Below are 16,264 nucleotides of genomic sequence, written 5' to 3'. Positions count from 1 at the left end.
CACGCTCATAAAACTGACATTTTTTCCTAAAAAAAATGCCAGCTTTGACAGGCTGGCATTTTGTATTTGTTTCAAAATTATTATTTGGCTGCTGGTGTTGCCGGAGCAGGTGTTTGTTGTGCAGGCGCAGCAGGCGCAGGAGTGTTCACTGGTGCAGCCTCAGTTTTTTCAATAATTTTAGATTCAGTATCGCTTAAGGATCCTGTAAAACTTAAACTCGAAAGCAAGATCAATACTATCAAAATAGTGGCTAGTGTCCAGGTGCTTTTGTCTAAAAAGTCTGTTGTTTTTTGCACCCCGCCTAACATTTGTGTTCCACTGATAGTAGAAGACAATCCACCTCCTTTAGGGTTTTGTACCATGATAACGACGATCAATAGAAAACAAACTATTGTGATTAAAACTAAAAAAATTGAAAATGTGCTCATTACTTAATTATTGTTATTGTTATTTTGTTGTAAAATCTTTATTTCCGATATGCGGTCTGCAAAGAAAGTAATTTTTTCTGGATATTTCAAAATTAATATTTCATATGCCTGAATCGCCTTTGTGTATTTCTTTTGTTCCAGATAAACCCTTGCTAATGTCTCTGTCATTAAGTAAGGATTGTTTTCATTATTAATGTCAAGTTGTACTGCCGGACTTATTGTGGTTTGTTTTATTGGTGAAATTTTCGGGTTGGTTTCAATGAATTTATCGATTATTTCTGCTTTTTTCTTTTTTTCTTCTTCGACTTTTTCGATTTCTGCTATATGTTCCGGAGATCTGTCAATAGGTTCTGTTTTTGATAATTCAAGCCATTCCTGAAAAGAGTGTTTCTCATTCATTGAAAAATCCGGAAGTTTTTTAGTCTCCGGAATTTCATTTATTGCTTCTTGGACCGGTTCAGGAATTTCGGTTTCTTTCGCTTCTTCAGTTTTTTGAGGTTCCTCCAAAATTACTGATATGGTTTCTTTTGATAATGGAGTAACGATATCAGCCGGTGACTCGATTTCATCTTCGTCTTCTACAATTTCATCAAAAAAAGTAAGGGTAGGTTTAACGATAGGAGCGACTTCGATAACTGGAGTTGCTTCAATGATTGAAGCTGTTTCAGGTATATCCTCTTTTACAGATGAAAATATTGCTTGCTCAATAACGGGTTCATCGGTTTTTTCTACAATTTTTTCAGGTTCTTCAAAACTTACTGATGTAGCTTCTTTTATAGAATCCAAAATGGAGCGTTCAATGGGATCAATACGAATTTCTGCAGTCTTTTTCTTTTCTTCAGCTAAAACAATTTCACTGTCAAAAACCGTCATATTTAGTAAAGCATTGAGTTTTTTGTTGTAATATTCGGCCTGAATAGAGGTGAATGTTTCTGAAGTGATAAAGTCAAACAAAACGGAACGGTCTGTTGTATGAGCAGCAGTAACTTTTAAAGCATAATTATACTTAAAACTGTTTTGAATGTAAAGTCCTTTTAAACGCAATGCCCTGGCACTTTGAAAGTATGGAAATTCATTCAGAACACTTGACAATGCTTCTGTTTGTTTTTCTGTAATAGTATCAGGGTTATTTATGAGGTATATATAATTAGTTACGTTCATCAATTGTTACTTTTCTTTTTTATGCGTCTAAAAATAGTTTGTTTGATTCATAAAACAAAAAATTACCATTTAGCCAACGAATCATTAAAGATGTCCTGCGTAATTCTTTCAAAAATAGTTTTAATCGCCTCGTTTAAAACACTTCCGACAAGTTGTGACTGCGCTGGATAATCATAATAAAATTCGTATGTTTTTTCAAAATCATCTGTTTCTTTCTTTCTGTTTGAAAAACGGACATTTACACGAATTGTTAAACGGTTTTGGGCTGCCTGCTGATCTGCAGTTGCTGTCATTGGAGAAATATGGTAATCTATTATTTCACCTTCATAAAGCAAATCGCCATTAGAACTAACCAGGTTTAAATTGGTCTGGTTCATGATTAAATCCTGCAATGCCAATGTAAATTCTCTATCGATTCCGGGTTCAATCAAATCGGCATTATTCTGAAAAAAGTTTACCTGAAATGTTTTACCTTCAATAGGAGAAGCTCCTGTGAAATTGTAAACTCCACAGCCACTCAGCATAAAAAGACTGATAAGAGCGAAAAATGAATATATTTTTTTCATAATATTTAGTCCTAAAATTCCAATTTTGGCCAAATATAGTCAATTGGGATTTGGATTTTTAAAATTGTAATTTAATTATTTTTATAAATCGAATTGCTTGATTTTGCGGTATAAAGTCCTTTCTGAAATACCGAGCTCGTCAGCTGCGGCCTTGCGTTTTCCTTTGTTTTTTTCTAATGATTTTTTGATCATTTCGATTTCTTTTTGTTCTAAACGCAAAACCTCTTCTTCTTCGATAGTTTCTGCAAAAAGATAATTGTCATCCGGTATCTGATAGTTTTCTTCTCGAACTGCAGGTGTTGTCATTACAGCGGTTCTTGGTTCTTCTTCAAAATCAATTTCACTGTCATTCTGCTGATTGCCGTATATTTTCTGAATTAAATTCGGATTGATGTCCTGTACTTTTGATGAACCGTTTTTCATCAATTCAAGGGTAAGTTTTTTTAAGTCATTCAAATCGCTTTTCATATCAAAAAGGACTTTATACAAAATGTCTCTTTCGGTACTAAAATCGCTCTCTTTTTTACTGTCATTAATTACTGAAGGAAGACTGCTTCCTTCTGCCGGCAGGTATGATTGCAAGGTTGCTGCGTTAATATCCCGATTGGTTTCTAAAACAGAAATTTGTTCAGCCACATTTCGCAATTGACGAATATTTCCGCTCCATCTGAATTTTTGTAAAAGCTGTACTGCATCATCATCAAGTCTTAAAGGAGGCATTTTGTATTTATGAGCAAAATCGGCCACAAATTTTCTGAACAATAAATGAATGTCATCGTTTCTTTCTCGCAAAGGCGGAAGTGTGATTTCAACTGTGCTTAAACGATAGTACAAATCTTCACGGAACTTCCCTTTTTCAATAGCATTAAATAAGTTCACGTTTGTTGCGGCAACGATACGAACATTTGTTTTTTGAACCTGAGAGGAACCTACTTTAATAAACTCCCCATTTTCCAAAACACGAAGTAATCTTACCTGAGTTGTTAATGGTAATTCTCCAACTTCATCAAGAAATATTGTTCCGCCATCAGCCACTTCAAAATAACCTTCACGAGTACTTGTTGCGCCTGTAAAAGCACCTTTTTCGTGACCAAAAAGTTCACTGTCAATAGTTCCTTCCGGAATTGCACCGCAGTTTACGGCAATATATTTACCATGCTTTCTGTGCGAAAGCGAATGTATAATTCTCGGAATGTTTTCTTTACCAACACCACTTTCCCCAGTTACCATAACCGAAATATCAGTTGGAGCAACCTGAATGGCTTTTTCGATAGCACGATTTAATTTCGGATCATTACCAATAATCTCAAATCGTTGTTTTATTGCCTGAACTGTTTCCATGTAGTTTTTGTTTCAAGTTTTTGTTTGTTTCAGGTTTCAGGTTTTATACTTTGACCTTTAAACTTTGGGCTTATATTTTTTTATCTTTTACCACACATTAATGCACATTAACTCAGATTTAAAAAAAAACCTTTAGAAATGGATCTTATTAAATTAACCACAAATTACACAAATTAGCGCAAATTCTGTTTATGAATTTATCAATCTTTTGTGTACTAATGATTTGTTTTGAAAGTTTACAATTATTCCAACTGGAGTATCTGCAAGTTTCATGTAATTTAATGTTTGAGCAAGATGATCATTGCTAATTTCCTTAACTGATTTTACTTCTAATATTATATCTTCATAAACTATAAAATCGGCATAAAATTTATGAGGTAAAATAACTCCTTTGTATTCTATTGCAAATTCCTTTTCTCGATGATACGGAATGTTGTTATTTTTAAATTCGATTTCCAACGCGTCTCTATATACAATTTCAAGTAATCCAGGTCCTAATAATCTATGTACTTCCATACATATGCCTACAATATGATAATTTTGATCTTTCTTGTAGTAATATTCGTTAGTGTCAATCATGAAAAATAATTTGCGAAAATTTGTGAAATTTGCGGTTAAAAAACTAATTCATTTGAGAATAGCCCACTGCTTCACCTTTCAAAGTTCCACTAGTACAGCTTGTGATTTTTACGTTTACGAAATCTCCAATTTTATAATTTTCTTTTGGAAAAACCACTGTGATACTTTGTGAGTTTCTTCCAGAAAATTCGTCTTTTGATTTCTTAGAAACTTTTTCGACTAAAACTTCAACTATTTTTCCAACAAATTCTTCACTTCTAAACCAAGCGTGTTTTTGCTGTAAATCGACAATTTCTTGTAATCTTCTCGCTTTTGTTTCTTCGGCAACATCGTCTTTCATTTTTCTTCCAGCCAAAGTTCCAGGACGTTCAGAATACGAATACATATAACCGAAATTGTATTTTACGTATTCCATTAGACTTAAAGTATCTTGGTGATCTTCTTCCGTTTCTGTTGGGAAACCGGCAATCATATCTTGCGAAATCGAAGCATCTGGAACAATCGCTCTAATTTTATCAATCAAAGCCATATATTCTTCGCGAGAATGCAGACGATTCATTTCTTTTAAAATTCGGTTACTTCCAGACTGAACCGGCAAGTGAATATGTTTACAGATATTTGGATATTTTGCGATAACATGCAAAATACTTTCGTGCATATCCTGCGGATTTGAAGTCGAAAAACGAATACGCATTTTTGGAAAACCAACTGCAACCATTTCAAGCAATTGATCAAAATCGACCGCAGTCGCTTTTTGCATTTCAGAAGCGTTTACGAAATCTTTTTTCAGTCCGCCGCCGTACCAAAGGTAACTATCCACATTTTGTCCCAAAAGTGTAATTTCTTTAAAACCTTTGTTCCATAAATCCTGAATTTCAGCCATAATACTTTGAGGTTCACGGCTTCTTTCACGGCCACGAGTAAAAGGTACAACGCAAAACGTACACATATTATCGCATCCGCGAGTGATAGAAACCAAAGCTGTGATTCCGTTACTCATTAAACGAACAGGCGAAATATCTCCGTAAGTTTCTTCTTTTGATAAAATTACATTAATGGCATCACGTCCTTCTTCAACTTCTGCTAATAAATTTGGAAGATCTTTATAAGCATCTGGACCAACAACTAAGTCAACAATTTTTTCTTCCTCCAAAAACTGACTTTTCAAACGTTCCGCCATGCAGCCCAAAACACCCACTTTCATTTTTGGATTGGTGCGTTTTACAGCATTATATTTTTCAAGACGTTTACGAATTGTTTGTTCCGCTTTGTCCCGAATCGAACAAGTATTTACCAAAACCAAATCGGCTTCTTCTAAAATAGAAGTTGTATTGTATCCACCGTCAGATAAAATCGAAGCTACAACTTCACTGTCCGAAAAATTCATCGCACAGCCGTAACTTTCTATAAATAGTTTTTTAGTATTCTCAGGTTTATTTTCCAAAACAAGACTTTCGCCCTGCTTACTTTCTTCAATAATCTTTTCCATTGTAAAAATTCAAAGTGCAAAGATAGCGTAAATACTATCAATATGACAAGATGTCAGATAAAGAATTAACAATGTTTTCAGAGTCGTTTCTTAACATTGTTTTACAGATACATTTTACATTTTTATAAATCGTATTTTAATTATGAGGAGCTACTTCCGGCTTTCCGTTTCAAGTCCTCATTAAAAAAGCAAAGTTTCTAATGTTTTAAAAAGAACTTCCGCTGGTCGCTTTTTTAAAACAGGAAACTTTTTCTTTTTTAACTCCGGGCTTTACACTTCAAATGAAATTCACTGAACTCCAATTAAAATAAAAGTATAGTGAAGTAATCCGGGCTATGGCATTCGGTTTCAAAAAGCACATTTCTCGGTCAGAAATCATTAAAAGTTATACCTATATATATAATCAATCTGTTTATAGATAAATCTTCATTTTTTAGAATCATAATATCAAAATACCTCAAAAATGCATTCGTAAGGTAGATATTTAAAAAAAACTTCTACTTTTGTTGCAGAAAAACAGACTATGGCAAAGAATTTAGTAATAGTGGAGTCACCTGCAAAGGCGAAAACAATCGAGAAATTTCTCGGTAGCGATTTTCAGGTGGAGTCGAGTTATGGACACATAGCCGACTTGCCTTCCAAGGAAATAGGAGTAGATGTAGAAAATGGGTTTAAACCTAAATACGAAGTTTCTCCAGATAAAAAAGCCTTGGTAAGCAAACTAAAAACACTATCTAAAAATGCCGAAACGGTTTGGTTAGCGAGCGATGAGGACCGCGAGGGAGAGGCTATTTCATGGCACTTGGCGGAAGAACTGAAGCTAGATACAAAAAAAACCAAACGAATTGTTTTTCATGAGATTACAAAATCAGCGATTCTCAAAGCGATCGATAATCCAAGAGAAATAGATTATAACCTCGTAAATGCGCAACAAGCACGTCGTGTTCTGGATCGTTTAGTAGGATACGAATTATCCCCGGTTTTGTGGAGAAAAATCAAAGGAGGACTTTCAGCTGGTCGTGTACAATCTGTTTCTGTGCGTTTGATTGTGGAAAGAGAACGCGAAATTCAAAATTTTAACGCAGTTGCAACATATTCAGTAGTTGCAGAATTTGTAAACGAAGCAGGAAAAGCTTTTAAAGCAAAACTGCCAAAAAATTTCAATACAAAAAAAGAAGCCGAAGATTTCTTAAATCAGAATATCGGTTCTAAATATAAGGTAGCTGATTTAGAAACTAAACCTACCAAAAAATCTCCAACAGCACCATTTACAACGTCTACTTTGCAGCAGGAAGCAGCAAGAAAATTGTATTTGCCAGTTGGAATCACAATGCAATTAGCACAGCGTTTATACGAAGCCGGACTTATTACTTATATGAGAACGGATTCGGTAAATCTTTCAAAAGAAGCAATGGACGCTGCTGAGGCAGAAATCATCAAATCGTACGGAAAAGAATTCTCTAAACCGAGAGTTTTTGCTAATAAAAATAAAGGAGCACAAGAAGCGCACGAAGCTATTCGTCCGACAGATATGTCTCGCCATACAGTAAATATCGACCGTGACCAGGCTCGTTTATACGATTTGATCTGGAAAAGAACATTGGCTTCGCAAATGAGCGACGCACAATTGGAAAGAACAAACGTAAAAATTGAAGCCGATAATCACAGCGAAATTTTTACAGCTTCTGGTGAGGTTTTACTTTTTGAAGGGTTCTTAAAAGTGTATCTGGAAGGTCATGATGACGATGAAGAAGAACAAGAAGGAATGCTTCCGGCGCTTAAAGTAAACGAAAAATTAGCTAATAATTATATTACTGCAACCGAAAGGTATTCGAGACCACCTGCGCGCTACACTGAGGCGTCTTTAGTAAAAAAACTTGAAGAACTTGGAATTGGCCGTCCTTCGACTTATGCACCAACAATTTCTACAATTATCAATAGAAATTACGTTGAAAAAGGAACTCTTGAAGGTCACGAGCGTAATTATACACAGCTTACTTTGCAAAACAGTAAAGTGGATGAGAAAGTGTTGAAAGAAAATACAGGTTCAGATAAAGGAAAATTAGTTCCAACAGATATCGGAACAATTGTTACGGATTTCTTAGTAAAGAATTTTGGAAATATTTTAGATTACAATTTTACTGCAAAAGTAGAACAGGATTTCGATGAAATTGCCGAAGGAAATATTGACTGGGCAAAGATGATGCAGGATTTCTACAATCAGTTTCATCCAAATGTAAAAGAAGTTGAAGCCAACGCTGAACGCGAAAGCGGTGAGAGAATTTTAGGAAAAGATGCTGATGGAAGACAAGTTTCTGTTCGCTTAGGAAAATTTGGACCAATGGCTCAGATTGGAGAAGCAGATGATGAAGATAAAAAATTCGCCAGCTTAATGGCTGACCAAAATATAGGAAATATTACACTTGAAGAAGCGCTGAATTTATTCTTGCTTCCTAAAAGTTTGGGTGAATATAAAGGGGAAGAAGTGGAAGTGAATAATGGACGTTATGGTCCTTATGTGCGTCACGGAAGTGTTTTTATATCATTGCCAAGAGGCGAAGATCCGCTTAATGTTTCTAAAGAAAGAGCTCAGGAATTAATTGACGAAAAAGCACTTGCTGATGCGCCAATTGCAGTTTACAAAGGAGAAGCGGTTCAAAAAGGAGTGGGGCGTTTTGGTCCTTTTATTAAATGGAATGGACTTTTTGTAAATGTCAGTAAAAAATACAATTTTGATAATTTATCTCAGGCAGATGTTGAAGAGTTAATTGAAGATAAACTTCAAAAGAATATAGATAAGGTCATTCATAATTGGGAAGAAGAAGGAATTGTGGTAGAAAAAGCCCGTTGGGGACGTTCTGTGATTCTGAAAGGGAAAATCAAAATTGAATTAAGTAAAGATGTCGATGCTTCAAAATTGACACTGGCTAATGTTCAGGAAATGATAGCGGCAAAAACACCAGCAAAGAAAACTGCTGCTAAAAAAACAGCAACAGCAAAGAAAGCTCCGGCAAAAAAAGCAGCTGCTAAAAAGAAATAATCTAATAAATGGAATTTGATTTTTTAGTACCAGTTAATGATGGAGTTGTAAATTTTATCAATTCCTTGTCTTCTCAGGAATTGGGTAGTAAAATTGTATTGCATACCCATGATCAATTTCCTGATATAAGTAAAATTAATATTGCTGTTATTGGTGTTTTGGAAGACAGACGAAACATTAATATGGTGAATGAGGTTAATCTGACCGCAATTCGAAAAAAGCTGTATAGTATGTTTCCGGGTAATTGGGACGCTTCGATTGCTGATTTAGGGGATGTTTTGGCAGGGGAATCTGTAGAAGATACGTACTATGCTTTAAAAAAAATAAGCTCTGAACTGATAAAAAACAAAGTCATTCCGATAGTCCTGGGAGGTTCTCAGGATTTGACTTATGCTTTGTATCGTGCTTACGATGACTTAGAGCAAATGGTAAATTTGGTTGCTGTCGATAATAAATTTGATTTTGGCAAAGAAAATGAACTGGTTACGGCTAATTCTTACCTGACAAAAATTATTATTGATGAACCAAATAATCTTTTTAATTATTGTAATATAGGTTATCAGACATATTATAATTCGCAAGAAGAAATTGACTTAATAGAAAAATTGTTTTTCGATGCTTATAGATTAGGCGAGATTTCAAATAATATAGCTTTAGCAGAACCTGTTTTCAGGGATGCTGATTTGGTTAGTGTTGATTTGAATGCGGTTAAATCATCAGCATCAGGAAATACTGTTTCTTTTGAGCCAAATGGTTTCAACGGAAAAGAAATTTGTGCTCTGTCCAGATATGCAGGAATTAGTGATAAAGTTTCTTCTTTTGGAATATTTAATCATAATAGTACTGTTTCAGAAGCGGCTATGATTGCGCAGATAATTTGGTATTTTGTAGAAGGTTATCATTATCGTTCTAAGGAATATCCGTTTGGAAGCAGAACTAATTACTTAAAATATATTGTTCCGTTAGAAGATGAAGAACTTGTATTTTATAAAAGTGACAAAACAGACCGTTGGTGGATTGAAATTCCTTTTTTGTCTAATGGAAACAATAAATTAAAAAGAAATACGTTGTTACCTTGTTCGTATGAAGAGTATTTATGTGCCTGTAATCAGGAGCTTCCTGAAAGATGGTGGAAAGCGCAGCGTAAAAACGCTTTATAGGTTGTAGTTTGTCTGGTTGTTTTAATTGTTTTTTGATTTTTTGAAGATATTAATAGGAATTGAGGTTTTAAAGATAAAATTTAACGTTTTACACCGACTTTTTCTGTTACTTTTACTGATAAAATATTTTTTTTTTATTTTTTTTAACATTAATTTTGACCACTGAAATAAATATAGATAGAGTATTGTTTTTTAAAAAAATAATAAATAGGTTTACGACTTAAAATAATGAATAGAAATCCCAAATTTATATGAAGAAGTTTATTGCATTTGCGACAATGTTAACACTAGTGATTGGCTGTGGAAGATCAGGCGATAAAGGCGAATTAGTCGGTGTTCAAGGAGGAAAATGGCATCCTGAAAAGCCTTATGGAATGACTTTGGTTCCTGGCGGATCTTTTATCATGGGTAAATCAGATGGTGATTTAGCTGCTGTAGAAGACGCTCCTACTAAAACAGTAACTGTTCGTTCTTTCTATATGGATGAAACAGAAATTACAAATGCTGAATATCGTCAGTTTGTAGAATGGGTAAAAGATTCTACAATGAGAGTTCGTTTAGCTATTTTAGCAGACGAAACAGGTCAGAAAGCTGCTACAGATGTTAAAGGTAAAAAAGCAGGTAGTATTGCTGATTATGCATTTAATGATTCTGAGCCAGATAAAATGACGGCTTACGATAAATATATGTATGATAATTATTATAGTGTAGGGACGAAAGATGATCCTTATGCAGGAAGAAAATTAAATAAAAAAGTTAAATTAATAAAAGATACAAAAGCGTATCCGGATGAATATTACGCTGAAGTAATGGACTCTATGTATTTGCCAATTGAAGAATCATATAATGGTTTAAGAACAATTGATGTTAATAAATTGAAGTTCCGTTATTCTTGGATGGATATTCAGGCAGCTGCAAAAGCAAAAGTTGGAAAAAGAAGAGATTTTGTGAAAACAGAAGAAGTGCCAATTTATCCTGATACTGCGGTATGGATTAAAGATTTTGCTTATTCTTATAATGAGCCAATGCATAATGATTATTTCTGGCACAAAGCTTATGGTGATTATCCTGTAGTTGGTGTTACATGGAAACAGGCTAAAGCATTTTGTGCATGGAGAACTTTAAATAAAAACAGTTATATTAAATCTAAGAAAAAAGGGCGTGATTTAGTAAATGCTTTCAGATTGCCAACAGAGGCAGAATGGGAGTATGCTGCCAGAGGCGGTCTTGAATCTGCAACTTATCCTTGGGGAGGTCCTTATACTAAGAGTGATAGAGGTTGTTTCTTAGCAAACTTTAAGCCAAGTAGAGGAGATTATGCAGCGGATGAAGCTTTATATACAGTTGAAGCAAAATCTTATGAGATGAACGGATACGGATTGTATAACATGGCAGGAAATGTTTCTGAGTGGACAGATTCAGCTTATAATCCAAATGCATACGAGTATGTTTCTACGATGAATCCAAATGTTATTGATGGAAATAATCAAAGAAAAGTTGTTCGTGGTGGTTCATGGAAAGATGTTGCTTACTTCCTGCAGGTAGGAACACGTGATCATGAATATGCAGATTCTGCAAGAAGTTACATTGGGTTCAGAACTGTACAGGATTATATGGGAACTCAGGCTACCGGAAGCAAAAAATAATTAAGTAAATTAAATTCAATTCAATAACCAAATCTATTTTAAAACCTAAAAAAAGAAGTATTATTATGGCATTATTAAGTAAAAAAGCAATGAATTTCGCTTATGGTATGGGAGCGGCAGTAGTAATCGTTGGAGCATTATTCAAAATTACTCACTTTGAGATTGGACCATTAACAGGTACAGTTATGCTTTCAGTTGGATTAGTTACGGAGGCGTTAATTTTTGCACTTTCGGCTTTCGAACCAGTAGAAGAAGAATTAGACTGGACACTTGTTTATCCAGAATTGGCTAATGGACAAGCTAGAAAAAAAACAGAAAAAGTTGAAACTCCAACTGATGCTCAGGGATTATTGTCTCAAAAACTGGATTCATTGTTAAAAGAGGCTAAAATTGATGGAGAATTAATGTCAAGTTTAGGAAACAGCATTAAAAATTTCGAATCTGCAGCAAAAGGAATTGCGCCAACTGTAGATTCAATAGCAGGACAAAAGAAATATTCTGAAGAATTATCTGTTGCAGCTGCTCAAATGGAATCATTAAACAGTTTATATAAAGTACAGTTAGAAAGCGCTTCTAGAAACGCTGAAGCTAACAAGGAAATTGCTGAAAACGCTTCTAAATTAAAAGAACAAATGGCATCTATGACTGCAAACATTGCTTCTTTAAACAGTGTTTATGGTGGTATGCTTTCTGCAATGAGTAACAAAGGATAATTAGTTTTTAACTAAATATTAAATTTATTAATAGAACTAATTAGAAAAAAATGGCAGGAGGAAAATTAACCCCTAGACAGAAGATGATTAACCTGATGTATTTGGTTTTCATCGCGATGTTAGCAATGAATGTATCAAAAGAAGTTATTTCTGCTTTTGGTTTGATGAACGAGAAATTTGAAGGCGCAAATACAAGTTCAAAAGAGACAAACGCTAGTTTATTAATGTCTTTAGATCAAAAAGCAACTGAAGCAAAAGGAGAGTTTGCTATTGCTGCAGAAACAGCTCACAAAGTTGAAACTATTACAAAAGATTTTTATGATTATATAGGTACTCTAAAAGCTCAGGCAGTAAAAGGTTTTGAAGTTGATAAAGAAACTGGAAAAATGCCTTATGAAGCTATGGATAGAGGAGATAATATCGATGACTGGTTTACCGGAGACGGATATACTAAAAAAGGAAACGAAATTATTTCTAAAATCGAAAAATATAAAGCTGATATAAAAGCGGCTTTAGGAACAGATAAAAAATACGCAGGAATTATTGCTGAAGTTGAGAAAAAATTTGATGTATCTGAAGTGAAAAACAAAGAAGGTATCAAAGAAAAATATTTAGCTTATCACTTCAAAGGATTCCCAGCGATTGCTACAGCTGCTAAACTTTCGGCTTGGCAAAATGACGTTAAAAAAGTAGAAGCTGACGTATATAATAGTGCTTTAGGTAAAGCTGCTGTTGCTGCTGCTTCTTATAGCAATTATCAGGCAATTGTAGTATTGGATAAAAATGCTTATTTTCAAGGGGAAAAAGTTACAGGTAAAGTGGTTTTAGGTCGTTATGATGAAAATACTACTCCTACTTCTTTTTCTGGTCCAGGACAGATTGTAAACGGTCAGGCTGTTATTTCATTAACAGCAGGTGGTGTTGGAGAACAGGATATTAATGGACAATTTACGTTCTTAGAAGATGGTAAAAACATTCCGCTTAAATTTTCTGGAAAATATGTTGTAGTTCCAAGACCAAATTCTGCTACAATTTCTGCAGATAAAATGAACGTTGTATATAGAGGTGTTGTTAATCCAATCTCTGTTTCTTTTGCTGGTGTTGATGCGAATAAAATTGTAGCAAGTGCTCCGGGATTAGTTTCTGCAGGGAAACCAGGTAAATATAATATGAGTCCTGGTCAGGGTACTGAAGCAACTATTTCTGTTACAGGAACATTACCAAACGGAGATAAAGTATCTGATAAGAAAACTTTCAGAATTAAAGGTATACCTGGTCCAACCGGAACAATTAGAGGAGAGATGGGAGTTGTTAAAGGTCCTAAATCTAACTTAGAGATTGCTACTATTGGTGCTAAATTACTTGATTTTGACTTTGAAGTTGCTTTAGATGTTGTAGGATTTAATTTGAAGATTACTGGTCAACCTACAGTTGTGGTTTCTGGTAACAGATTAAATGCACAATGTAAATCAGTTCTTTCAAAGGCTGGTAAAGGAGATCAGGTTACTATTTCTGAAATTAAAACAAAACTTGTTGGAGCTGGAAGTTATTTATTACCAAGAACTGCTCCGGTAATTTACGAAATACAATAATAAAGTAGGTATATCCTACGTTCAATATCTTATAATGATATCATGATGAAAGTAAGAAATTTTTTAATAGCTATTGTTTCTATCGCTGGAGGTTTTACTTCTAATGCGCAATCCAATTTGCTTAATGCTAAGACACCTGCTCAAATTGGACTTAAAACTCCTGCACAGCTTATCTCAGATAATGACAAGCCTTTGGCTTATGGTTATGTGGATGATAGAGATGTGTTAATGGGAAAAACTACCTGGGAGATTATTGATTTGAATGAAAAAATCAATTTTCCATTATATTTTCCTGTAGACACGGCTAATATTGGTGCCGATAGACGTTCTCTTTATGATGTTTTGACTAAAGCGATGAAAAAGGGGAAAATTACAGAGGTATATGCTGATAGTTATTTCAATACTAAAAAATCTTTGAAAGACATCGAAGGATCGTTATCACGTATTGATACAACTGATGCAGGTAGAGAATTAATCAACCAGTATCCTGACGATTACAAAACTCGTGTAGTTAAGAAAAAAGTAGTTACTGGAACAGGTAAAAAGAAAGTAGTAACTTATGTTGATGAGACAGTTGGACCTACTAGAACTGTGCCTGCAGAATATATCTTAAAACAGGATCTTACAGCGGCAGATGTAACTCAATATAAAATAAAAGGATATTGGTATTTTGACAAACGCCAAAGTGAGTTAAAATATCGTTTACTTGGTATTTGTCCTGTAACACCTGACGTTTATACTATGAACAGTGATGAAAAGGATTATATTGAGTTATTTTGGATTTTTTATCCAAATTCAAGAGAAGTTTTGCATGAAGCTAAAGCTTTTAATGATAGTAACTCAGCTCTTCCAATTTCTTTTGACCAGATTCTTAACTCTCGTCGTTTTAACGCTGTTGTGTATAAAGAAGAAAACATGTATGGAGATCGTGAGATTAAGGAATACATGAAAGATAATGCTCAAAACCAGTTGTTAGAATCTGAAAGAGTAAAAGAAAAGATTCGTAATTTCGAACAAGATATGTGGAACTACTAAGTTTCGCATGACATAATAACAAAACTCTTACTACCTTTGTAGTAAGAGTTTTTTATTTATATACTATTTTCTAATGCTTGATTATTTAATCGTCGGATCTGGATTGGCAGGGATTTCTTTTGCGGAGGTTGCCCTTAAAAACAATAAAACTATTTTACTTATCGATGATGAATCCCAGAACTCTTCTAGAGTGGCTGGTGGATTGTATAATCCTGTGATTTTGAAGCGTTTTAGTGAGGTTTGGAATGCTAAGCAACAATTGGTTTTAATGAATGATTTTTACAATCAGGTTGAGAATAAATTAAAAACTAAATTTAACTTTCAAATGCCAATTTTAAGAAAGTTTTTCTCTATTGAAGAGCAGAACAATTGGTTTGCAGCTTCTGATAAAATAAATTTGGAGCCTTTTTTATCGACTAAATTAATTTCTAAGAAGTTTAGCGGTATTGATTCTCCATATGATTATGGGGAGGTTTTACATACCGGATATGTTAACACTGCTTTGTTATTAGAGAAGTATAAACAGTATTTGATAGAAAACAACTTATTGCTTCAAGCGTCTTTTGAAAGTAATGATATTGAGTTTTTAGATTCTGGTATTCAGTATAAAAATATTCAGGCGAAGCATATTATTTTTGCAGAAGGTTTCGGATTGCATAAAAATCCTTTCTTTAACTATCTTCCACTGGATGGTACTAAAGGAGAGTTGTTTATAATAAAAGCTCCAAATTTAAATCTTGATGTTATTGTAAATACAAGTGTTTTTATACTGCCTCTGGGTGATAATCTTTTTAAAGTTGGCGCAACTTATAATTGGTATGACAAGACAGCTGATCCTACGGAAGAAGGTAAAAAAGAACTTTTAGAACGCATTAAAGAAATTATTACATGCGATTTTGAGATTGTAAAACACTTCGGGGGAGTTCGCCCAACTGTTGCAGACAGAAGACCTATTATTGGAACACATGAAGAATATAAGTCCCTTCACATTTTAAACGGATTAGGAACACGCGGTGTAATGTTAGGTCCAGCTTTAGCACTGACATTATTTAATCATATAGAAAAAGGAGATCCTATTGATGAGGAGGCTGATATTAAGAGATTCCATAAAAGGTATTTAAAATCTCTTATTTCCTCCCGGCCGCAGGGTCATAAGAAATAAACATATTGATATATAAGTTTCTTGAAAGTCTTAAGATAAAAGGGAATAAAACAATCAAAGTAATGACGATTGTTAAAAAAGATTGTTCTATAGTGGCTCCAAAAAACATAAATGAAATAATAAAAGCCGCAATTCCTAAGGCTACATTCAGGCCGTAACTGACATACATTGCACCATAAAAAAAAGAAGGTTCGATTTGGTATTTTAATCCGCAATGACTACAATGATTGTTCATTTTGAGAACTTTACTTAAATGAAGCGGATTTTGATCTTCATACATGCTTTCTTTTTGGCATTTTGGACAACTTCCTGTTAAAATGCTATTTAGTTTCGATCCTTTTTTTAACATTTG

14 protein-coding genes are annotated in these 16,264 nt (G+C 34.1%); 7 read left to right on the top strand and 7 right to left on the bottom strand.

Features of this window, described 5'->3' with window-relative positions:
• Positions 1 to 80 precede the first annotated feature (80 nt).
• The 6 genes from secG to miaB all read right to left on the bottom strand — a co-directional run bounded on the left by secG (position 81) and on the right by miaB (position 5,564).
• The gene (secG, locus tag AAEO57_RS05110; RefSeq protein WP_341690172.1) at positions 81 to 428 is read right to left on the bottom strand and encodes a preprotein translocase subunit SecG; all 348 of its coding nucleotides are present in this window, start codon (positions 426 to 428) and stop codon (positions 81 to 83) included.
• Positions 429 to 431: 3 nt separating this feature from the next.
• Positions 432 to 1,589, bottom strand: a complete 1,158-nt coding sequence (locus AAEO57_RS05105; RefSeq protein ID WP_341690170.1) for a tetratricopeptide repeat protein — start codon at positions 1,587 to 1,589, stop codon at positions 432 to 434.
• 62 nt (positions 1,590 to 1,651) lie between these two features.
• A complete protein-coding gene (locus AAEO57_RS05100) occupies positions 1,652 to 2,155 on the bottom strand; it encodes an LptE family protein (RefSeq protein ID WP_341690168.1) in 504 nt (167 codons plus the stop codon).
• Between the two features lie 81 nt (positions 2,156 to 2,236).
• Positions 2,237 to 3,496, bottom strand: a complete 1,260-nt coding sequence (locus tag AAEO57_RS05095; protein ID WP_341690166.1) for a sigma-54 interaction domain-containing protein — start codon at positions 3,494 to 3,496, stop codon at positions 2,237 to 2,239.
• A 189-nt stretch (positions 3,497 to 3,685) separates the two neighbouring features.
• On the bottom strand, positions 3,686 to 4,075 hold the full coding sequence (locus AAEO57_RS05090) for a GxxExxY protein (protein WP_341690163.1): 390 nt from the start codon (positions 4,073 to 4,075) through the stop codon (positions 3,686 to 3,688).
• A gap of 43 nt (positions 4,076 to 4,118) precedes the next feature.
• The gene (gene miaB, locus AAEO57_RS05085) at positions 4,119 to 5,564 is read right to left on the bottom strand and encodes a tRNA (N6-isopentenyl adenosine(37)-C2)-methylthiotransferase MiaB (RefSeq protein ID WP_341690161.1); all 1,446 of its coding nucleotides are present in this window, start codon (positions 5,562 to 5,564) and stop codon (positions 4,119 to 4,121) included.
• Between the two features lie 523 nt (positions 5,565 to 6,087).
• Here miaB and topA point away from each other — a divergent pair.
• From topA to AAEO57_RS05050, 7 genes are all read left to right on the top strand, one after another.
• Entirely contained in the window at positions 6,088 to 8,604 is a 2,517-nt protein-coding gene (gene topA / locus AAEO57_RS05080) for a type I DNA topoisomerase (protein ID WP_341690159.1), read from the top strand.
• An 8-nt stretch (positions 8,605 to 8,612) separates the two neighbouring features.
• Positions 8,613 to 9,764: a formimidoylglutamase gene (locus AAEO57_RS05075; RefSeq protein WP_341690157.1), complete on the top strand. Its 1,152-nt coding sequence runs from the start codon at positions 8,613 to 8,615 to the stop codon at positions 9,762 to 9,764.
• Positions 9,765 to 10,015: 251 nt separating this feature from the next.
• Complete coding sequence (gene porK, locus AAEO57_RS05070; RefSeq protein WP_341690155.1) at positions 10,016 to 11,410, top strand: T9SS ring complex lipoprotein PorK/GldK; 1,395 nt, start codon at positions 10,016 to 10,018, stop codon at positions 11,408 to 11,410.
• 65 nt (positions 11,411 to 11,475) lie between these two features.
• The gene (porL, locus tag AAEO57_RS05065; protein WP_341690153.1) at positions 11,476 to 12,123 is read left to right on the top strand and encodes a type IX secretion system motor protein PorL/GldL; all 648 of its coding nucleotides are present in this window, start codon (positions 11,476 to 11,478) and stop codon (positions 12,121 to 12,123) included.
• Between the two features lie 50 nt (positions 12,124 to 12,173).
• A complete protein-coding gene (gene porM / locus AAEO57_RS05060; RefSeq protein ID WP_341690151.1) occupies positions 12,174 to 13,715 on the top strand; it encodes a type IX secretion system motor protein PorM/GldM in 1,542 nt (513 codons plus the stop codon).
• Between the two features lie 45 nt (positions 13,716 to 13,760).
• Complete coding sequence (gene porN / locus AAEO57_RS05055; RefSeq protein WP_163408576.1) at positions 13,761 to 14,750, top strand: type IX secretion system ring subunit PorN/GldN; 990 nt, start codon at positions 13,761 to 13,763, stop codon at positions 14,748 to 14,750.
• Positions 14,751 to 14,823: 73 nt separating this feature from the next.
• Complete coding sequence (locus AAEO57_RS05050; RefSeq protein ID WP_341690150.1) at positions 14,824 to 15,912, top strand: NAD(P)/FAD-dependent oxidoreductase; 1,089 nt, start codon at positions 14,824 to 14,826, stop codon at positions 15,910 to 15,912.
• On the opposite strand, the gene AAEO57_RS05045 is transcribed toward AAEO57_RS05050, so the two are convergent.
• Positions 15,878 to 16,261, bottom strand: a complete 384-nt coding sequence (locus AAEO57_RS05045) for a DUF983 domain-containing protein (protein ID WP_341690149.1) — start codon at positions 16,259 to 16,261, stop codon at positions 15,878 to 15,880. The genes AAEO57_RS05050 and AAEO57_RS05045 overlap by 35 nt on opposite strands.
• Between the last annotated feature and the right edge of the window lie 3 nt (positions 16,262 to 16,264).

This window comes from Flavobacterium calami (assembly GCF_038290035.1).
Lineage (GTDB): Bacteria > Bacteroidota > Bacteroidia > Flavobacteriales > Flavobacteriaceae > Flavobacterium > Flavobacterium calami.
This window is presented reverse-complemented; position numbering and strand designations above follow the sequence as displayed.